The organism is Streptomyces turgidiscabies Car8 (genome assembly GCF_000331005.1).
In the GTDB taxonomy this organism is placed as follows: Bacteria; Actinomycetota; Actinomycetes; order Streptomycetales; family Streptomycetaceae; genus Streptomyces; species Streptomyces turgidiscabies.
Window position 1 is genome coordinate 50,659 of record NZ_AEJB01000257.1, and the last position, 19,009, is coordinate 69,667.

At 70.9% G+C, this 19,009-nt stretch carries 19 protein-coding genes and 1 pseudogene; 12 read left to right on the forward strand and 8 right to left on the reverse strand.

Features of this window, described 5'->3' with window-relative positions:
• Positions 1-49: 49 nt before the first annotated feature.
• On the reverse strand, positions 50-1,915 hold the full coding sequence (locus STRTUCAR8_RS16775) for a phage tail sheath subtilisin-like domain-containing protein (RefSeq protein ID WP_044472329.1): 1,866 nt from the start codon (positions 1,913-1,915) through the stop codon (positions 50-52).
• A gap of 379 nt (positions 1,916-2,294) precedes the next feature.
• Here STRTUCAR8_RS16775 and STRTUCAR8_RS49780 point away from each other — a divergent pair, with 379 nt between their 5' ends.
• Positions 2,295-2,729 carry a YchJ family protein gene (locus STRTUCAR8_RS49780; protein WP_100247571.1) on the forward strand — a complete coding sequence of 145 codons (435 nt, stop codon included), beginning with the start codon at positions 2,295-2,297 and terminating at the stop codon, positions 2,727-2,729.
• Positions 2,730-2,777: 48 nt separating this feature from the next.
• On the opposite strand, the gene STRTUCAR8_RS16785 is transcribed toward STRTUCAR8_RS49780, so the two are convergent.
• Positions 2,778-3,479, reverse strand: a complete 702-nt coding sequence (locus tag STRTUCAR8_RS16785) for a FadR/GntR family transcriptional regulator (protein ID WP_006377001.1) — start codon at positions 3,477-3,479, stop codon at positions 2,778-2,780.
• Between the two features lie 105 nt (positions 3,480-3,584).
• Here STRTUCAR8_RS16785 and STRTUCAR8_RS16790 point away from each other — a divergent pair, with 105 nt between their 5' ends.
• The 4 genes from STRTUCAR8_RS16790 to STRTUCAR8_RS16805 all read left to right on the forward strand — a co-directional run bounded on the left by STRTUCAR8_RS16790 (position 3,585) and on the right by STRTUCAR8_RS16805 (position 7,482).
• Positions 3,585-4,115 (forward strand): gluconokinase, encoded by a 531-nt coding sequence (locus tag STRTUCAR8_RS16790; protein ID WP_044472334.1) that lies wholly within the window; start codon positions 3,585-3,587, stop codon positions 4,113-4,115.
• Positions 4,116-4,216: 101 nt separating this feature from the next.
• A complete protein-coding gene (locus STRTUCAR8_RS16795; RefSeq protein WP_006377004.1) occupies positions 4,217-5,614 on the forward strand; it encodes a GntT/GntP/DsdX family permease in 1,398 nt (465 codons plus the stop codon).
• A 10-nt stretch (positions 5,615-5,624) separates the two neighbouring features.
• On the forward strand, positions 5,625-6,392 hold the full coding sequence (locus STRTUCAR8_RS16800; RefSeq protein ID WP_006376967.1) for a glucose 1-dehydrogenase: 768 nt from the start codon (positions 5,625-5,627) through the stop codon (positions 6,390-6,392).
• Positions 6,393-6,453: 61 nt separating this feature from the next.
• Positions 6,454-7,482: an L-idonate 5-dehydrogenase gene (locus tag STRTUCAR8_RS16805; RefSeq protein WP_006376983.1), complete on the forward strand. Its 1,029-nt coding sequence runs from the start codon at positions 6,454-6,456 to the stop codon at positions 7,480-7,482.
• Between the two features lie 341 nt (positions 7,483-7,823).
• Here the strand turns inward: STRTUCAR8_RS16805 and STRTUCAR8_RS16810 are convergent, their stop codons facing one another.
• The 4 genes from STRTUCAR8_RS16810 to STRTUCAR8_RS16825 all read right to left on the reverse strand — a co-directional run bounded on the left by STRTUCAR8_RS16810 (position 7,824) and on the right by STRTUCAR8_RS16825 (position 12,014).
• Complete coding sequence (locus STRTUCAR8_RS16810) at positions 7,824-8,489, reverse strand: cytochrome b/b6 domain-containing protein (RefSeq protein WP_006376980.1); 666 nt, start codon at positions 8,487-8,489, stop codon at positions 7,824-7,826.
• Positions 8,473-9,246 carry a molybdopterin-dependent oxidoreductase gene (locus STRTUCAR8_RS16815; protein ID WP_006376974.1) on the reverse strand — a complete coding sequence of 258 codons (774 nt, stop codon included), beginning with the start codon at positions 9,244-9,246 and terminating at the stop codon, positions 8,473-8,475. The genes STRTUCAR8_RS16810 and STRTUCAR8_RS16815 overlap by 17 nt, the downstream gene beginning before the upstream one ends.
• Positions 9,247-9,358: 112 nt before the next feature.
• Positions 9,359-10,933 carry an APC family permease gene (locus STRTUCAR8_RS16820; RefSeq protein WP_006376984.1) on the reverse strand — a complete coding sequence of 525 codons (1,575 nt, stop codon included), beginning with the start codon at positions 10,931-10,933 and terminating at the stop codon, positions 9,359-9,361.
• 130 nt (positions 10,934-11,063) lie between these two features.
• The gene (locus tag STRTUCAR8_RS16825) at positions 11,064-12,014 is read right to left on the reverse strand and encodes a hypothetical protein (RefSeq protein WP_006376966.1); all 951 of its coding nucleotides are present in this window, start codon (positions 12,012-12,014) and stop codon (positions 11,064-11,066) included.
• A 352-nt stretch (positions 12,015-12,366) separates the two neighbouring features.
• Here STRTUCAR8_RS16825 and STRTUCAR8_RS16830 point away from each other — a divergent pair, with 352 nt between their 5' ends.
• Genes STRTUCAR8_RS16830 through STRTUCAR8_RS16845 form a run of 4 tightly spaced genes read left to right on the forward strand, consistent with a single transcriptional unit; the run spans position 12,367 to position 14,597 of the window.
• Entirely contained in the window at positions 12,367-13,287 is a 921-nt protein-coding gene (locus tag STRTUCAR8_RS16830) for a DMT family transporter (protein WP_006376985.1), read from the forward strand.
• Entirely contained in the window at positions 13,244-13,858 is a 615-nt protein-coding gene (locus tag STRTUCAR8_RS16835; protein ID WP_006376997.1) for an NUDIX hydrolase, read from the forward strand. The genes STRTUCAR8_RS16830 and STRTUCAR8_RS16835 overlap by 44 nt, the downstream gene beginning before the upstream one ends.
• Before the next feature lie 11 nt (positions 13,859-13,869).
• Positions 13,870-14,262: a YidH family protein gene (locus STRTUCAR8_RS16840; protein ID WP_006377003.1), complete on the forward strand. Its 393-nt coding sequence runs from the start codon at positions 13,870-13,872 to the stop codon at positions 14,260-14,262.
• Positions 14,259-14,597, forward strand: a complete 339-nt coding sequence (locus STRTUCAR8_RS16845) for a DUF202 domain-containing protein (RefSeq protein ID WP_006376993.1) — start codon at positions 14,259-14,261, stop codon at positions 14,595-14,597. Before STRTUCAR8_RS16840 ends, STRTUCAR8_RS16845 begins: the two co-directional genes overlap by 4 nt.
• Before the next feature lie 92 nt (positions 14,598-14,689).
• On the opposite strand, the gene STRTUCAR8_RS16850 is transcribed toward STRTUCAR8_RS16845, so the two are convergent.
• Positions 14,690-15,631: an NADP-dependent oxidoreductase gene (locus STRTUCAR8_RS16850; RefSeq protein ID WP_006376972.1), complete on the reverse strand. Its 942-nt coding sequence runs from the start codon at positions 15,629-15,631 to the stop codon at positions 14,690-14,692.
• Between the two features lie 160 nt (positions 15,632-15,791).
• On the opposite strand from STRTUCAR8_RS16850, the gene STRTUCAR8_RS16855 reads away from it, so the two are divergent.
• From STRTUCAR8_RS16855 to STRTUCAR8_RS16865, 3 genes are all read left to right on the forward strand, one after another.
• A complete protein-coding gene (locus STRTUCAR8_RS16855) occupies positions 15,792-16,094 on the forward strand; it encodes a hypothetical protein (RefSeq protein ID WP_006376988.1) in 303 nt (100 codons plus the stop codon).
• Positions 16,095-16,257: 163 nt separating this feature from the next.
• A complete protein-coding gene (locus STRTUCAR8_RS16860) occupies positions 16,258-17,292 on the forward strand; it encodes a phosphotransferase family protein (protein ID WP_044472336.1) in 1,035 nt (344 codons plus the stop codon).
• Positions 17,293-17,298: 6 nt separating this feature from the next.
• Complete coding sequence (locus STRTUCAR8_RS16865; protein WP_006376987.1) at positions 17,299-18,513, forward strand: acyl-CoA dehydrogenase family protein; 1,215 nt, start codon at positions 17,299-17,301, stop codon at positions 18,511-18,513.
• A 10-nt stretch (positions 18,514-18,523) separates the two neighbouring features.
• Here STRTUCAR8_RS16865 and STRTUCAR8_RS16870 read toward each other — a convergent pair.
• Positions 18,524-19,009 (reverse strand): annotated as a pseudogene (locus STRTUCAR8_RS16870) (cellulase family glycosylhydrolase); the annotation flags it as partial.

Here is a 19,009-nt window from a genome sequence, read left to right on the forward strand (position 1 = left end):
GCTCGGGGCCTTCGGTGGCCTTCGGTGGCCGTCGGGGGCCTTCTCTGCCCTAGAGGGCGAACTGTCCGGACGTCTGCTGGATCCTGACGATCACGAACTCCGCGGGACGCACCGGCGCGATGCCCACCAGGACGTTCACGACGCCGTTCGCGACGTCCTCGTCGGTCGTCGTCTCGTGGTCGCACTTGACGAAGTACGCCTCGCGCGGCGTGCTGCCCTTGAAGGCGCCCTGCCGGAACAGGGTGTGCAGGTACGAGGCGGCGCCCAGCCGGATCTGCTGCCAGAGACTCTCGTCGTTGGGCTCGAACACGACCCACTGCAGGCCCCGTTGGAGGCTCTCCTCGACATGCAGCGCGAGCCGCCGCACGGGTACGTACTTCCACTCGCTGTCGAGGGCGTCGGAGCCCGCCAGCGTGCGCGCCCCCCACACCAGCGGCCCCGTCATGGGGAACGTCCGCAGACAGTTGACGCCGAGCGGGTTGAGCAGCCCGGTCTCGCGGTCGGTCAGGTCGACGGTGAGCGAGTGGACGCCCGCGAGACGCGCCTCCGTCCCGGCCGGCGCCTTCCACACCCCACGCTCCGCGTCGGTCCGCGCGACGACCCCGGCGACGGCGCCCGACGGCGGGAAGGCGCGCAGCCGTCCGGTGAGCGGGTCGGTGAGCTGGATGTGCGGGAAGTACAGACCGGCGTGGCTGCCCCGGACCGCGTCGAAGGCGGCGAGCCCGGCACGGGCCGTGTCGACGCTCACCCAGGTGCTGGGCGCGTCGACGAGCAGGAAGATCCGCCGCTCCTCGCACAGCCGCTGCGCCGACGAGACGACGGTGAGCATGTCCTCGGTCTTCTCGTACGCCGCGAGCTCGGGCAGGGCCAGCAGGTTGACGTCGGCGACGCCACGCAGGGCCTGGATTCCGGTCTTGGCGGCCTCGGAGCCGATGAGGTCGCGCGGGCCGGGGGCCTTGCCGTCCTCGCCGCCCTCCAGGGGGAAGACGGGCGGGTTGACGGAGGCTTCGAGGCCCAGGTCGTTGGCGCACTGGCCGAGGAAGCGGACGACGTCCTCGGGGTCGGTGGACCCGGCCACGACCTGCAACCGCCGCCCGAACGCGGTGACTTCGACACCCGCGTAGGCGTGCCGGCCCGGCGCGTCGGGCAGCGCCCGCAGCTTGCGCTCCAGCAGCAGCGCCAACTCGGCGACGGAGCACGGGGCTTCGCCGTCGCACTCGGGGTCGTGGAGCGTGAACTCCCGCTCCACGTCCCCGATCTTGACGGTCACGTCGACAGCCAGGTCCGGCAGTTCGTTGCCGAAGGGCTTGGACACGGTCCCGGACGGATCGGGCCGCCCCTCCCCGACCGCCTCGACACGGATGAGCCGCGACCCGGCGTTGACGACGGTCGGCGCGTACCGCCCGTTTCCCTCGTCCATCGACAGCCCGGTGAAGGACTCGCGGGCGTCGCCCTTCGCGTCGTACACGCGCAGGTTGAAGGTCTCGTCGCAGTTCGGGGTGTCGTAGTCGACGGCGACGCGCAGGCCGTTGCCCCACACGCCGGGTTCCCTGGCGTGCACTTCGAGGACGTGGGCCTCGCTGTGACCCTCGGTGGACTCCAGGGCGACACAAGCGGCCTTGCCGCTGCCGGACTTCGCGACGCGCACGATCACGGCTACGGAGCCGCCGTTGCCGAAGAACTGGTGCACGGCGTAGGCGACGGCGCTCTGCGAGGCGAGGCCGCCGAACCGCCGCTCGAACTCGGTGAATCCGGTGACACGTACGGGTTCGTTCAGCGGTCCGCGCCGGGTGTGCCCCACGAACGCGGTCACCGACGTGGTCACGGCGGAGACGGTACGACTGCTGCTGGGAAGCTCTTCGACGTAGACGCCGGGGTATGTCGGCCTGGCCGCACCCACTGCTGTCGTCGGCATTCCCCCTCCAATCTCTGTCCGGGCACCGGATGAGGGCACCAAGAGGAGGCGGAGGGAGAGTCGTCCGGTCGGGTGCGCACGGAACTGTCCGGAGCGCGAGAACGCGCCGGCCCATGACACCTCATCAGCTTTCCCCCGTCAGAGCCCCGGACGGACGGCCGCCCGGGCCAAGCAACACGCTTGCGACTCCTGATGCTCAAGTGCGTAATCCACCTTTGGGGGTGGGGAGTTGAGCCAGCAAGACGTCTTCACGCCACCCGTGGGGAAGGTTCGATGAAGGTCACCGCGCACGACTCGCACGCGATGTGCGCGTGTCGGGTCAGCCACTTCACAGAATGCGCACAGCCGATGATGCAGGCAGTACAGCAGAATGGCGGGCATGTCCCGACGTACTACGCATGTCCGGCGCCAACGCCCCTCCACCCCTGTTCAGAGCTCCACATGTCCGTGCGGTCTTGCGGAGACGTACGAAAGGTGCTGTGGCCGATTCCACCGGGGTGAGGCGGCGGCGCCGACCGCCGAGACCCTGATGCGCTCCCGCTACAGCGCTTTCGTGAAGCGCGACGAGCCCTACCTCCTGCGCACCTGGCACCCGCGTACCCGCCCGGCGGGGATCTCATTCGACCCCGGGATGCGGTGGACGGGCCTGGAGATCATCGGAACGGGCGACGGTACGGCGTTCCACACCGCCGGAACCGTGACGTTCCGGGCCTCCTACCGGGGCGGCTCGCTGCGGGAGCGGAGCCGCTTCGAGCGGGTCGACGGGGCGTGGGTGTACGTCGACGGGGACATCGACGAGGGCGACCGGAGCTAAGAGGGCGCTCAGGGCACCCACGGCCTGCCCCACCAGCTCCCACAGCCCCTACGGCGCGAGGATGTCCAGTTCCTGAAGGGCCCCGACCGCGATCTCCCGGGTGAGCCGCTCCGCGCGCTCCCCGTCGCCCTCGCGGACCGCCTCGGCGACCTGCACGTGCAGGGTGACGGCGGTCGGGTCGGGGTCCTCGAACATGACCTCGTGATGGGTGCGGCCGGCCAGGACCTCCGCGACGACGTCGCCCAGGCGGGCGAACATCTCGTTGCCGGATGCCTCCAGGATCACCCGGTGGAAGGCCATGTCGTGGACCAGATAGCCCTCCAGCTGATGGCCGCGCGAGTTGGCGACCATGCCCAGCGCGCATTCCGTGAGCCGTGCGCACTGCTCGGCGGTGGCGAACTTGGCGGCCAGGCCGGCGGCCACCGGCTCGATGGCGGAGCGCAGCACAGTGAGGGAGCGCAGCTGCTGCGGGCGGTCGGCGCCCGCCAGACGCCAGCGGATGACCTGGGGGTCGTACACGTTCCACTCGACCTTGGGCCGGACCGTGACACCGACCCGGCGGCGGGACTCCACGAGGTGCATCGACTCCAGGACCCGGACCGCCTCCCGCATCACGGAACGTGACACGTCGAAGCGCTGGGCCAGTTCGTCGGTGCGCAGAACGCTTCCCGGCGGGTACTCGCCCGCGGTGATCGCCGGCCCGAGGGTTTCCAGTACATGGCCGTGCAGCCCTCGACCCGGTGTGCTCATGCACTCAGAGTACGGGGCACGTCACACTCTCAAAAAGTCAGACTTAATCATTCCCAGGTCTTGAATTTGTCGGACCTAATGCGTTTCATTGCGTCCATGCAGCAGATGCGTACCCCCCACGTCGTCGTGGTCATGGGCGTCGCGGGCACCGGGAAGACCACGATCGGTCCCCTGCTCGCGGCCCGGCTCGGCGTTCCGTACGCCGAGGGCGACGACTTCCACCCCCCGGCCAACATCCGCAAGATGACGGCCGGGACCCCGCTGACCGACGACGACCGCTGGCCGTGGCTCGACGCCATCGGCGAGTGGGCGCACGGCAGGGCCGGACTCGGCGGGGTGGTGAGCAGTTCGGCGCTGAAGCGGTCGTACCGCGACCGGCTGCGTGCCGCCGCGCCCGGGGTGGTCTTCGTGCACCTCACCGGTGACCGGGCGCTCATCGAGGACCGGATGGCGCACCGGCAGGGTCACTTCATGCCGACGGCCCTGCTCGACTCCCAGTTCGCCACCCTCCAGCCGCTCGAAGCGGACGAGGCGGGCGTCGCGGTGAACGTCTCCGGCACGCCGGAGGAGATCACCGCCCGCGCTGTGGCGGCGCTCGGCGACCTCGACGCCCCCGAGGCACTCCGTAACCGGTAACCCATGGCTCGTAGCCCGTAGTTCGTAGCCCGTAGCCCTGGAAAAGTCCCTCTCCAGGCTCCAGAGACCCCTGAAGTACTCCAGAAGACAAGGGAACCACCGTGACCAGACTCAGCGTCGAGATGCTGGCAGCGGACACCGTCGAGCCGATCACCTCGGCCGGCCATGCCCAGCTGGGCATCGCCGTGCTGGCGGGCATCGCGCTCATCGTCCTGCTGATCACCAAGTTCAAGCTGCACGCCTTCCTCGCCCTGACCATCGGCTCGCTCGCGCTGGGCGCCTTCGCGGGCGCGCCGCTCGACAAGACCATCGCCAGTTTCACCACCGGGCTCGGCTCGACGGTGGCCGGTGTGGGCGTCCTGATCGCCCTGGGCGCGATCCTCGGCAAGCTGCTCGCCGACTCCGGCGGCGCGGACCAGATCGTCGACACGATCCTGGCGAAGGCCTCGGGCCGGACCATGCCGTGGGCGATGGTGCTGATCGCCTCGGTGATCGGCCTGCCCCTGTTCTTCGAGGTCGGCGTCGTCCTGCTGATCCCGGTCGTCCTGATGGTCGCCAAGCGCGGCAACTACTCCCTGATGCGCATCGGCATCCCGGCACTCGCGGGCCTGTCCGTGATGCACGGCCTGGTTCCGCCGCACCCCGGCCCGCTGATCGCGATCGACGCGGTCGGCGCCAACCTCGGTGTGACGCTGGCGCTCGGTGTCCTGGTCGCCATACCGACGGTGATCATCGCCGGCCCGCTGTTCTCGAAGGTCGCCGCCCGCTGGGTGGATGTACCCGCCCCCGACCGCATGATCCCCCAACGCCCTTCCGAGGACCTGGAGAAGCGCCCCGGCTTCGGCGCCACCCTCGCGACGATCCTCCTCCCCGTCGTCCTGATGCTGTCCAAGGCGCTGGTCGACATCATCATCGACGACCCCACGCACATGGTGCAGCGCGTCTTCGACGTCGCCGGCTCCCCGCTGATCGCCCTGCTCGCCGCCGTCCTCGTGGGCATCTTCACGCTGGGCCGCCCGGCCGACTTCTCCAAGGAACGCATCTCGCGGATCGTAGAGACGGGCCTCGCGCCCATCGCGGGCATCCTGCTGATCGTCGGTGCCGGTGGCGGTTTCAAGCAGACGCTGATCGACTCCGGGGTCGGCAAGATGGTCCTGGACATATCCGAGGACTGGTCGATCCCGGCCCTGCTGCTGGCCTGGCTGATCGCGGTGGCGATCCGGCTGGCCACGGGTTCGGCGACGGTGGCGACGGTCTCGGCGGCCGGCCTCGTGGCTCCGCTCGCGGCCGACATGTCGACGGCCCACGCGGCCCTCCTCGTCCTGGCCATCGGCGCCGGCTCCCTCTTCTTCAGCCATGTCAACGACGCCGGATTCTGGCTGGTCAAGGAGTACTTCGGCCTGAGCGTCGGCCAGACCCTCAAGACCTGGTCGGTCATGGAGACGATCATCTCCGTGGTCGCGGGCGGCCTGGTCCTACTGCTGTCACTCGTGATCTAGGGGTACGGGAATGAGTCACCCTCTGTTCGACATCAGCGGCCGTACGGCCCTGGTCACCGGGTCCAGCCGGGGCATCGGCCTCGCCCTGGCCCGGGGACTGGCCCAGGCGGGCTGCACGGTCGTCCTCAACGGGCGCGACGGCGACCGGTTGACGAAGGCCGCCGCCGAACTGGCCTCGGAGACCGGGGACATCCACACCGCCGCGTTCGACGTCACCGACGGCCCCTCGGTCGCCGCCGGTATCGCGGACATCGAGGAGCGGGTCGGCCCGCTCGACATCCTGGTCAACAACGCCGGCATGCAACTGCGGGCCCCACTCCTGGAGTTCAGCGACTCCGACTGGCACCGCATCCTCGACACCAACCTCACCAGCGCGTTCCTGGTGGGCCGGGAGTCGGCCCGCCGGATGACGGAACGCGGCCACGGCAAGATCATCAACATCTGCTCGGTACAGAGCGAGGTGGCCCGCCCGGGCATCGCGCCCTACACGGCCACCAAGGGCGCGCTCAAGATGCTCACCAAGGGTATGTGCGCGGACTGGGGCCCGCACGGAGTCCAGGTCAACGCGCTCGGCCCGGGCTACATCGAGACGGAGCTGACCCAACCCCTCGTCGACGACCCGGAGTTCAGCGCGTGGGTGCGCAAGCGCACGCCGGCCGGGCGGTGGGGGCGTACGGAGGACCTGGTGGGCGGGGTGCTGTTCCTCGCCTCCCCGGCGGCGGACTTCGTCGGCGGCCAGGTGCTGTACGTCGACGGCGGCATGACCAGCGTCCTGTGACCGGACGAACGCGGACACGAAGGCCGCGCACACGACAGCGGACACGAAAGGGGTTCTCCCGATGCTCGGTTGCGTGATCCACGGTGAGGGCGACCTGCGGGTCGACGAGCTGCCGGTACCGTCCCCCGGACCCGGCGAGGCGCTGGTGGCGGTCCGGTACGGCGGGGTCTGCGGCTCGGACCTGCACTACTGGCGGCACGGCGGGGTCGGCGACTTCCGCCTCAAGGAGCCCATGGTGCTGGGCCACGAGGTGGTGGGCACGGTCGTCTCCTACGGTGACGGTACGTCAGGTCCCGATGTGGGTACGCCGGTTGCCGTGCACCCGGCGACCCCGTGCGGGGTGTGTCCGGAGTGCGCGTCCGGTCGGCGCAACGTCTGCCGGGACACGCGGTACCTCGGCAGCGCCGCCCGCACCCCCCACGTCCAGGGCGGCTTCGCGGCTCGACTGGTCGTCCCCGCCGAGCAGTTGAGGCCCGTACCGGCGGGCCTGCCGCTGCACCTGGCGGCCCTGGCGGAACCCTTCTCCGTCGCCCTGCACGCCGTACGCCGGGCCGGGGACCTGTCCGGCAGGCACGTCCTGGTCACCGGCGCCGGGCCCATCGGGTGCCTGGTCGTCGCGGCGGCGAAGGCGGCCGGCGCGGCGCGGGTGACGGTGACGGACCTGCTCCCCCAGGCCCTGCGGTACGCGGCGGTCGCGGGCGCCGACTCGGTCGTACGGGCGGACGATCCCGGCGATCCCGGGTGGCCGGCCGAGGTGGACGTGGCCGTCGAGGCGTCTGGGGTGGCCGCCGGGCTGGACACCTGCCTTCGCCTGGTGCGCCGGGGTGGTGTCGTCGTACAGCTCGGCCTGCTGCCACCGGGGCCCAGCCCCTTCGCGGGCAACCTCGTCGTCACCCGGGAGATCGAGCTGCGGGGCGCCTTCCGGTTCGACACGGAGTTCGACGAGGCGCTGACCCTGCTGGCGGCCGAGCCGGCCCTCGACGGGCTGGTCAGCGCGGTGATCCCGGTCGAGGAGGCGGAGTCGGCGTTCGCGCTGGCGGCGGACCGGGGTAAGTCGTGCAAGGTGCTGTTGGATTTCGGCGGGGAGTAGGCGCTCTGCGGTGGGTGCGTGCGTTGTCGGGTGCGGAGCCCGTCGTGGCTGATCGCGCAGTTCCCCGCGCCCCTTATAGGCACGCCCACCGCGCCGGAGGCGATGACGGCACGCCAGCCGCCGCTGGGGGCCGAGGTTACCGGTGCGTCGTCGAGTGCGGAGCCCGTCGTGGCTGGGCGCGCAGTTCCCCGCGTCCCTTATAGGCACGCCCACCGCGCCGGAGGCGATGACGGCACGCCAGCCGCCGCTGGGGGCCGGGGTCTGACGGTGCGTTGTCCGGTGCGGAGCCCGTCGTGGCTGGGCGCGCAGTTCCCCGCGCCCCTTGCGGGCGCGACCCCAGCTCAGCGCTCGTCGGGGTGGGCGCCTTGGTCGGTGTCGTGGTGGGGGTGCCACAAGGGGTGTTCGTGTTTCGCCCATTCCTTGCTCACCGAGCCCGTTCGCAGGCCCCTGCGGGCCTCCGGGTCGCCCAGGGCCATGCCGATGTGGCCGGCCAGGACGATGCCGATGGTGAGTGCCAGCCAGTCGTGGACGAAGGTCGCGCTGGTGCGCCACATCAGCGGGGTGAGATGGGTGAACCACATGAGCAGGCCCGTGCCCAGCATGACCAGGGTGGCGCCCGCGATCCAGGACGCGTAGACCTTCTGGCCCGCGTTGAACTTGCCCGCCGGGCGCGACGCGCGGCGCTTGTCGCGTCGTAGGGCCGCGCGCAGCCAGACGCGGTCGTGCGGGCCGAAGCGGTTGAGGAAGCCGAGGTCCGCGCGGAAGGCTCGGGAGGCCAAGCCGACCAGAAGGGGGACCGGCAAAGCCAGGCCCGCCCACTCGTGGACGCGGACCACCAGTTCACGGCGGCCGACCAGCTCGGCGAACTGGGGGATGTACAGACAGGCCGCCGTCGCCACGCACACGCCCATCAGCGCGGCCGTCGCGCGGTGCACCCACTTCTGGGAGCGGCCGAAGCGGCGTACCTCCGTGGCGGAGGGCGCCGGGGCGTCAGCTCGTAGGCTCATCGTCGCGTCCGTTCGATTTGCCGACCCAGGCGTCGATGTCGTAGCCCCGGTTCTCCCAGTAGCCGGCCTGTACGTCCTCGGTGACCGTGATGCCGGAGAGCCACTTGGCGGACTTGTAGAAGTACATGGGGGCGACGTAGAGGCGGACCGGGCCGCCGTGGCTGTGGCTCAGGTTCTTGTCCTGCATCCGCAGCGCCACGATGACGTCGGCGCGGCGCGCCTGGTCGAGGGTGAGGCTCTCGGTGTAGGCGCCGTCGAAGCAAGTGAAGCGCACCGCACCGGCCGACGACCGCACTCCCGCCGCGTCCAGGAGCCGGGACAGCCGGACCCCTTCGAAGGGCGTGCCGGGGACCCGCCAGCCCGTGACGCACTGCACGTCCTTGACCATCCTCGTCTGGGGCATCGCCCGCAGGTCGGCCAGGGTGTAGGTGGCCGGCTTGTCCACGAGGCCGTCGATCTTCAGCTGGTAGTCGCCCGCGCCCTTGTGGGGTACGGAGGACGTCACCGAGTAGTAGCGGAAGCCGCCGCCGTTCGGGAGGAGGCCGGTCAGTCCGGTGGGGTCCTTCTCCGCCGCGCCGGCGAGGAAGGACTCCATGCCGCGCTGGAGGCCGGGCGCGGCGACCACGCCCAGGGCGCCGAGGCCGAGGGTGCCGAGCAGGACCCGGCGGCCGATGGGCGTGCCCCGGTCCTGCCCGTCGCGTTCTTCGCCTGCGCCGGGTCGTTCGGACGGCTGGGGTCGGGGTCGTTCGGAGTTCACGTATCCATTCGAACACCCGCGACCCCTGTCGAGCCAGGGATCGCGGGTGCGCGTCAGACTTCCGTAACCGCTTCTCACCCTGTCCTCAGGTGGCGGCCCCGGAAAAGGGTGCTCAGGAGGCCGCCCCGGCGGACTCCGCGGAGTCGGCCGACTCCGCAGCCTTCTCCAGCTGGAACGCCTCGTTGCCGAGCCCGATCCGGGCGTGTACCTCGGGCTCGCGGGAGCGCAGCACCAGACCCTGGACCAGGCCGACGACCACGGCGGCGCCGATGATCCCGGGCAGCACCCAGTTCAGGGAGGAGTCCGGGCCCGAGCCGACGAGGACGTCGAAGTCCTTGACCGTGTAGAAGGCGATGACGAGCAGCGCGATCCCCGCCAGCGCGGAGGTCAGCAGCCGCCAGGCCTGGGCGCCCACGGCGCCGCGCCGGGCGAAGAAGACGATGACCGAGAGGGAGGCCGCCGCCATCAGCAGGATCACGCCGAGGGCGCCGACATTGCCGAACCAGGTGAACAGCTTCAGCACGGGCGTGGTCGGGTCGCCCACGGGTCCGTCGTCGGTGACCGCGAAGGCGGCCACGACCACCACGGCCACGACGGTCTGCAGGAGCGAGCCGGTGCCGGGCGCGCCGCTCGCGCCGGTGGTGCGGCCGAAGGTGGCGGGCAGCAGCCCCTCACGGCCCATGGCGAAGGCGTACCGTGCGACCACGTTGTGGAAGCTGAGCAGCGCCGCGAACATGCCGGTCACGAACAGGACGTGCAGGACGTCCGTGAAGGTGGCGCCGAGGCGGGACTCGGTGAGGGAGAAGAGCAGTCCCGCGCTCTCCTTCTGCGCGGTGCCGATGATCGCGGAGGGCCCGGTGGCGACGGTGAGCACCCAGGAGCTGATCGCGAAGAACACGGCGACGAAACTCACGGCGAAGAACATCACGCGCGGGACCAGGACGTGCGGGCGGCTCGTTTCCTCCGCGTACACGGGCGCCTGCTCGAAGCCGGTGAAGGCGGCGATGCAGAGGCACAGGGCGGTGCCGACACCGGCGCCGGTGAGGGTGTCCGGGTTGAAGGCGTGCAGCGACAGCCCCTCCTTCGCCGGGTCGGCGACGACGGCGATGTCGAAGATGACGACGAGGATGACCTCGATGACGATGAGCACGCCGAGCACCCGCGCGTTGACGTCGATCTTCAGCCAGGCAAGCGCGCCGACGGCCAGCGCGGCCAGCAACGCCGGTATCCACCAGGCGAGTTCGGTGTCCAGGTAGGTGGAGAACAGCCCGGAGACCTCGAACCCGAAGATGCCGTAGATGCCGACCTGGAGCGCGCTGTAGGCGACGAGCGCGAGGAGCGCGGCGCCCGCCCCCGCGGTGCCGCCGAGACCGCGCGAGATGTACGCGTAGAAGGCGCCCGCGTTGTGGACGTGACGGCTCATCTCGGCGTACCCGACGCTGAAGAGGACGAGGACGACGCCGAGGATCACGAAGAGGAGCGGCTGGCCGACGACACCCATCACCGCGAATGCCGTGGGCATGACACCCGCGACCACCATGAGGGGAGCGGTCGCGGCGAGCACGGAGAGCAGCAGCCCCCCGGTGCCGAGGCGGTCCGCGCGCAGGGCGCGCTCCTGCCCCTTGAAGGTACTGATGCCGCTGTCTCCGGCACTGGGTCTGCTGGTGCTCGAACTGCCCGTCGTCATCGCGGGGTTGTCCTTTCGGGCGTACGGAAATTTTCACTGGTGCGTGACCGGTGACGCGTGATCAGTAATGCGTGTTCGGTCGTGCGTGTTCAGTCGTGCGTGTTCGGTCGTGCGTGAAGCGTGTGGGGCGTTACACCGTGCCGAGCGCGCTGTCGCGGGCTGCACGGAAGGCGGTGTGGGGGTCGCGGTCCGGGTAGGACCACGGGACGGGCGTCTGGTGCGGGCCGATCCGGTGGAACAGGGCAGCGGCCTCCGCGCCCCGGCCCTCGCAGAACTTGGCGTGGGCAAGGAAGTTGAGGTCGACCAGGCGGCGCGGATGGTCGTCACGCTCCCACTCCAGCCACCAGTCGAACGCGGCCTTCATCACCTGGCGGGCCCGCCGTCCGACCCAGTGCCCGGAGGACGCCGGGTCGGCGGACTCCAGGCCGGCGGCGGCCAGGACGCGGTAGCGCTCGGCGTGCGCGACGACCGGCAGGATCGCCAACGGCGAGTCCGCGGGGGCCTGTTCGACGGCCCAGTTGGCGAAGTCGTACACCTCGTGCAGCGGATCCTGGCCGGCGTTGGTACGCCGCTCGGCGAGGCGGGCGACCATCAGATGGTGGGCGTGGTGGTGGTCCGGGTAGCGGTGCCGGACCTCGTCGAAGAGCTGGACGACGGTCTCCTCCAGGCCCATCCTCCGCTCCAGCTGGAGCAGCCCGAGCCAGGGCGTGGGGTCGGCGGGAGCGAGCGCGGCGGCGGCATGGCAGGCGTCGCGGGCCCGGGTCGGCTTGTCCTTGCCCACCAGGGCCCTCATGACGGTGGCCGAGGCGAGCAGAACGGAGGCGTCGGCGGACTCGGGTTCGGCCAGCAGCCAGTCCCGGGCCCAGGCGGCGGTGCCGGATTCCAGGGCGAGGACGGTGACCCGGTGTCCCCGGCGGTCCCAGTCGTCGCCGGTGTTGGCGAGCAGTGCACGGACGGCCTGCCAGCGCCCCTGGGCCAGAGCTGTGCGCGCGGCGACGAGTTCGGTGTCGTCGAGCGCGGCGTCGAAGGCCTGGGCGGCACGCTTACGGCCCCGGCCCAGGGGTGGTGGAGGTGGAGACACCGCGGGGAACTTCCTCACACGACGCGGTCTGCGGACGGCGATCATTCGACTGCCATCGGTTGATCACGGACAGCAAACCCTCCACGAATGCTTCACGTCAAGGCCGGTTTTGGTTACGACACGTGTCAATTACGCATCCGTATAGGACAGTTGACCTGACGAGCTGACAGAACCCGGCAGGCCCTTCCAATACCGCAGGGATGACGTTAAGTCGCGACACAGTCACCATGCGGACGCGGGCGGACCGTCGGCTCCACGATTCCGTCACATCCCCGGGGCAGGACCGGTCGAGGACGGCTACAGTCGGCCTTTACCACACCCCATACCCTGCCCCGTCATCGAGGTACGTCGCGTGTCCGTTCTGGTTCTGACTCTCGCCGTGAGCGCCGCCTGCTGTCTGGGCCTCGGCTTCGTCCTCCAGCAGAACGTGGCCCGACAGGCCCCGCTGAGCGACTTCCTCTCCCCGAGGCTGCTGCTGGACCTGGTGCGGGTGCCGCGCTGGCTCGGCGGCATCGGCCTGATGGTGGCGGGCATGGTGCTGGGCGCCGTCGCGCTGAGCCAGGGCGAGGTGTCCCTGGTGGAGCCCCTCCTCGCGACGAACCTGCTCTTCGCGCTCGCCCTCTCCCGTCGGCAGACCAGGCAGCCGCTGGGCCGCCAGGGCTGGACGGGCCTGCTGCTGCTCGCCGGCGGGGTGACGGCGTTCATCGTGGCGGGCGAACCGCGCGGCGGCTCGGCCGTCTCGGACCCCTGGCGCCACTGGCTGATCATCGGCGCCATGCTCGGCGCCGCCCTGCTCCTCACGACGTACGCGAAGCGCTCCCGGCTCAGCGCGGGCCCGGTTCTCCTGGCCCTGGCCGCCGGCCTCCTCTACGGCGTGCAGGACGCCCTGACGCGGGTCAGCGGCCAGCGCTTCTCGGAGGGCGGCCTGGCCCACCTCCTCACCGGCTGGCAGCCGTACGGCGTAGTGCTCCTCGGCCTCACCGGCCTGATCCTGGTCCAGAGCGCCTTCGAGACCGCTCCCCTGCGCATGTCCCTCCCGGCCCTCACGGCGGCCCAGCCGCTGGCCGGCATCATCTGCGGCGTCGGCTTCCTCGGCGACCGGCTGCGCACCGACACCGGGGCGCTGGCCTGGGAGGCGGCGGGCCTCGCGGCGGTGGTCGTGGGCATCGTCCTGCTGGGCCTCCACCCGGCGATGCCGAGCGGCTGCGCGCCGAGGGCGATGGGCTTGGATGGCAGACATGAGCACTCACTCCGCCGAGAGCACTCCCGCTGATCCCACCGATCCGGTTTTTCCAGCGGTCGCGGCTGATCCCGCTGATCCCGCTGATCCCGCTGACGAGATCCTCGACATCGTCGACGAGAACGACGAGGTCGTCGGCCGGTCGCCGCGGGGCGAGGCGTACGCGCACGGGCTGCGCCACCGCTGCGTCTTCATCCAGGCAAGGGACGCCCGGGGCCGCGTCTTCGTCCACCGCCGCACCCCCACCAAGCTGGTCTTTCCCTCCCTCTACGACATGTTCGTCGGCGGAGTCGTGGGCGCGGGCGAGTCGTACGACGACGCCGCCCTGAGGGAGGCCGAGGAGGAACTCGGCGTCACTGGCCTGCCCCGCCCCGAGCCCGTCTTCAGGTTCCTGTACGACAACGGCGCAGGCGGGAGCTGGTGGTCGGCGGTGTACGAGGTCCGCTGCGAGCTGCCCGTCCACCCCCAGGTGGAGGAGGTCGCCTGGCACGCGTTCCTGCCCCAGGACGAGGTGGAGCGGCGGCTGGGCGAGTGGGAGTGGGTGCCGGACGGCCTGGAGGCGTACGAGCGCCTCCGTGCGTACCGCTCGGCCGGCAACCCGTAAAATTCCTGCACGTGATCGATTTCGCACGGAACGTCCGCCTGTGGTTCGCCCCCCAGGAGATCGGCGACGAGGGCCGCACCCCCGACTACCGCTTCTCCCTGGCCAACGAACGCACCTTCCTGGCCTGGCTGCGTACCGCGCTCGCGCTGATCGGCGGCGGGTTCGCCGTGGACCAGTTCCTGCCCGACCTGCGGTGGGGGTGGCGGGTGGGGCTGGCGCTCGCGCTGCTGGCGGCCGGGGTGCTGTGCTCGCTGCGGGCCGTCAACCACTGGGTGCGGTGCGAGCGGGCGATGCGGCGGGGCGAGGATCTGCCGGTGTCCCGCTTCCCGGCGCTGCTGAGCCTCGCGGTCGCCGTGGTCGCGGTCGCCATGGTGGTCGTCGTCCTGGTCCGGGGGAACGGATGAGCGAACCGGGCGGGCGCGGGGCCGAGGTGCGGGATCCCGGGCTGCAACCGGAGCGGACCCGGCTGGCGTGGCGGCGTACGACGCTGTCGAGCACCGTCGCCGCCGTGCTCGCCGGGAAGAGCGCGCTGCACGGCGGCCCGTCGGCGGCCGGGATCACCGCCTGCGCGGCGTGCTGCGTGCTGTGGCTGTGCTTCCTGTCCTTCGCCCACCGGCGCATCCGGACACTCACGGCGACGGGCGACGAGGGTCCGCCGCGGCTCGCCGCGAAGCACGCCACCGCCGCCGCCCTGTGCACGGTCGCCCTGGCGGTGTGCGGAGCGGCGCTCGTCCTCTGACGGCCCCACAGGGGCCGTGCAGGGGCGCGGGGAACCGCGCGACCGGCCACGACGGCGCCGCGCCCGAATTACTCACCCGGCCGGCGGAGCGCCTACGCCCAGTCGACCGTCACCACGATCTTGCCCCTGGTACGGCCCTCCGCGTTCAGCCGGTGCGCCTCCGCCGCGCGTTCCAGGGGGAACGTGTCGGACACGTGCAGCGAGAAGACATGCTGTTCGGCCAGGTCGGAGAGGTGCGCGAGGTCCGCCGCGTCGGGGCGTACGAAGTAGTACTGACCGCCGAAGCCGACCACGTCCGGGTCCGCGATCGACACCAGGCGGCCCCCGGGAGCCAGCAGCTCCACGGAGTCCTTCAAGGTGTCGCCGCCGACGGTGTCGAACACGGCGTCGACGCCGTGCGGGGCCAGTTTCCGCACCCGGTCGGCCATGCCCTCGCCGTAGGTCACCGGGACTCCGCCCAGTTCGCGCACGAAGTCGTGGTTGCGCACGCTGGCGGTGCCGATGACGTGCGCCGCGCCCAGGTGCCGGCGGGCCAGCTGGACGGCGACGGAGCCGACCCCGCCGGCCGCCGCGTGCACCAGGACGGTCTCGCCCGTGCGGACGCGGAGGGACTTGGCGAGCACCTGGTAGGCGGTGAGTCCGACCAGCGGCAGCCCGGCCGCCTCCTCGAAGGAGAGGTTGCGGGGCTTGCGGGCGAGGGTGCGCACCGGGGCGGCGACGTACTCGGCGAAGGTGCCGCGCGAGAGGAAGTCCTCGCGGACGTAGCCGATGACCTCGTCACCGACGGCGAACTCGGAGACGGAGGGGCCCGGACGGACCACGACCCCCGAGACGTCCCAGCCCGGTGTCACCGGGAAGACGGTGTCCAGAAGGCCGTCGAGATAGCCCTCGCGGCACTTCCAGTCCACCGGGTTGACCGACGCGGCCCGCACCTTGATCAGCACGGAGTCGGGCCCGACCTTGGGTTCCGGGGCGTCCTGCGTGAACTCCAGGACGTCGGGACCGCCGTACCGGCTGTAGGTGATGGCCTTCATATGTCTGGTCCTCCGGTTTCCTCATGCCCGACCCTCCGGCGTGCGCGCACGCCACGCAAGTCGAATAGCCTGATATGTACGTTTCGCGTGGCAGCCTGTCCGACGGCACCACCCGCATTTTCAGCACTCCCGTACCCACGAATGCCCGAAGGCGAGCATCATGAGCACCCCCACACTTCACCAGGAACACCCGACCCACGAGCACACCCACGGCCCGGACTGCGGCCACACCGAGGTACCGCACGGCGACCACGTCGACTACGCGCACGACGGTCATCTGCACCGCGCGCACAGCGGCCACTGGGACGAGTGCGAGCCCGGCGGCCACGTGGCGCACGAGGCCCACGACCACGCTCACGGGGACGGCTGCGGGCACCCCAGCGTCCTGCACGGCGGCCACGTCGACTATCTGCACGACGGCCACCGGCACGCCGCGCACGACGGCCACTGGGACGACCACTGACCGTTTCCGGCCACCGGAACCGCTCCCCGCGCCGTACCCGACCGGCGTCTCCCTCCGCACACCGGAAGCGAGACGCCGGTCACTTTTCGCTCACCCACTGGACGACATACCGACCGGTCGGCATCATGAGGCACATCCTGTTTCCGTACGCGTAGGAGCGATGATGCCCCCGGACGACCTGCCAGGTCTCGATCTCGGCCGGCTTCGCGGCCTGCTCGACGGCGAACGCCCCGGACTCGTGCAAGGTCCCCTGACCGGCCGACTGATCGAGGGCGGCCGGTCGAACCTCACCTACGCGGTCACCGACGGCACCACCCGGTGGGTCGTACGACGCCCTCCGCTGGGCCATGTCCTGGCCACCGCGCACGACATGCGGCGCGAGCACCGGGTGATCAGCGCCCTGCATCCGACCTCCGTACCGGTCCCGCGTCCCGTGCTGCTGTGCGAGGACGAGTCGGTGCTCGGATCCCCGTTCTACGTCATGGAGTTCGTGCCGGGCACGCCGTACCGTACGGCCGACCAGCTCGCCCCGATCGGCCCCGCGCGGACCCGGGACGTCGTGCTGTCGCTGGTGGACACCCTCGTCGAGCTGCACGCGGTGGACCCCGCCGAGGTGGGCCTCGCGGACTTCGGCCGGCCCGAGGGCTTCCTCGACCGGCAACTGCGGCGCTGGGGCAAGCAGTTGGACGCCTCCCGCAACCGCGACCTGGCCGGCATCGACGAACTGCAGGCGGCGCTCGGCCGAGCGCTGCCCCAATCCCCCGCCCCGGCGATCGTGCACGGCGACTACCGGCTGGACAACGTCCTCATCGACACGGACGACAGGATCACGGCGATCCTCGACTGGGAGATGTCGACGCTCGGCGACCCGCTCACCGACCTGGGCCTGCTGGTGATGTACAGCATGCCCCTTGGCGCGCCCGACTCCCCCGTCTCCACGACCGCCGAGGCCGCCGGACACCCCTCCCCCACCGAGCTGATCGAACGGTACGCAGCGCGCTCGGGGCGCGACGTCTCGGCGGTCGCCTGGTACACGGCGTTCGCCTGGTTCAAGCTGGCCGTGATCCTGGAGGGCATCCACTACCGCTACACGCTGGGCCAGACGGTCGGCGCGGGCTTCGACCGCATCGGGGACCTGGTCCCCGTGTTCATCGAGCACGGTCTGACCACACTTCACACAGGTCTCCAGGAAGGCTGATCCGTCATGGACTTCGCGTTCGACGCGCGCACCGAGGAACTGCGCGCCAAGCTCCTCGCCTTCATGGACGAGTACGTCTATCCGGCCGAGGCCGTCGCCGAGGAGCAGCGGGCCGCGCTGGCCTCGCCGTGGGACACCCCGGCCGTGGTCGAGGAGTTGAAGGCCGAGGCTCGCAGCCAGGGCCTGTGGAACCTCTTCCTGCCCGACGCCCGGCACGGCGCTGGCCTCACCAACCTCCAGTACGCCCCCCTCGCCGAAATCACGGGCCGTTCCCCGCAGTTGGCGCCGACCGCGCTGAACTGCGCGGCGCCGGACACCGGCAACATGGAGGTGCTGGCGCAGTTCGGCGACGAGCAGCAGAAGAAGCAGTGGCTGGAGCCGCTGCTGGCGGGCGAGATCCGCTCGGCGTTCGCGATGACCGAGCCCGAGGTGGCCTCGTCCGACGCGACGAACATCGAGACGCGGATCCGGCGGGACGGCGCCGACTACGTCATCACCGGCCGTAAGTGGTACATCTCCGGGGCGATGAACCCCGACTGCCGGATCTTCATCGTCATGGGCAAGACCGACCCGGACGGCGCCGACATCCGCCGCCAGCAGTCGATGATCCTGGTCCCCCGGGACACCCCCGGTGTCACGGTCAAGCGGGCGATGCAGGTGTTCGGCTACGAGGACCACTCCCACGGCGGCCACGCCGAGGTGGTCTTCGACGAGGCACGGGTGCCGGCCTCGAACCTGATCGGCGAGGAGGGCAGCGGCTTCGCCATCGCGCAGGCGCGGCTCGGCCCCGGCCGTATCCACCACTGCATGCGGCTGATCGGGATGGCGGAGCGGGCCATCGAGCTGATGTGCCGCCGGGCCGTCTCCCGGACGGCGTTCGGCAAGGCACTGGCCCAGCAGGGTGTGGTCCACAACTGGATCGCGGACGCCCGGGTCACGGTGGAACAGCTGCGACTGCTGGTGCTGAAGACCGCGTGGATGATGGACACGGTCGGCAACAAGGGCGCACACGCGGAGATCCAGGCGATCAAGATCGCGACGCCGCGTGCGGTGGTGGACATCATCGACAAGGCGATCCAGCTGCACGGCGCGGGTGGCGTCAGCCAGGACTTCCCGCTGGCGGAACTGTGGGCGAGCGCCCGAACCCTCAAACTGGCGGACGGCCCGGACGAGGTGCACCAGCGGTCACTGGCCCGACGGGAGCTGAAGCGTTACGTGTAGTTTTTTCGCCCCCTCGGGGGCGCGGGTCGGCGCAGACGGACGTGACGTGGTCGTTGTAACCGGCGCCGCTGACGAACACCTGGTTGCGGGGCACGGACTTGTAGGTCGCGAGCCACTTCGCCGCGATGTCGGCCCACTCGGTGTCGGTGTAGCCGTGCGGCTCGTTCATCGGCTCGAAGTAGACGTGCCTGTCCTTGCTGTAGGCCTTGACGACCCTGTTCCACATGGGCCAGTAGGTGGCCGTGTCGTCGATGAAGCCGTCCTTCTGGGCGCCGGTGCCCTCCCAGTAGGAGACGATCACCTTGAATCCCTGGTCGGACGCCGCGTCGATGACCGCGCGGTACGACTTCCAGTAGGAGCCGTTGACCGTGTACGGGTTGATCGGCAGCCGCACGGTGTTGGCACCGAGGTTCGCGCGGAAGGCGGCGATGATCCGGGTCGCCTTGGCGTAGGTGCGGGCGTAGTTGTCCGAGGTCGACAGACCGGACAGCTGGAG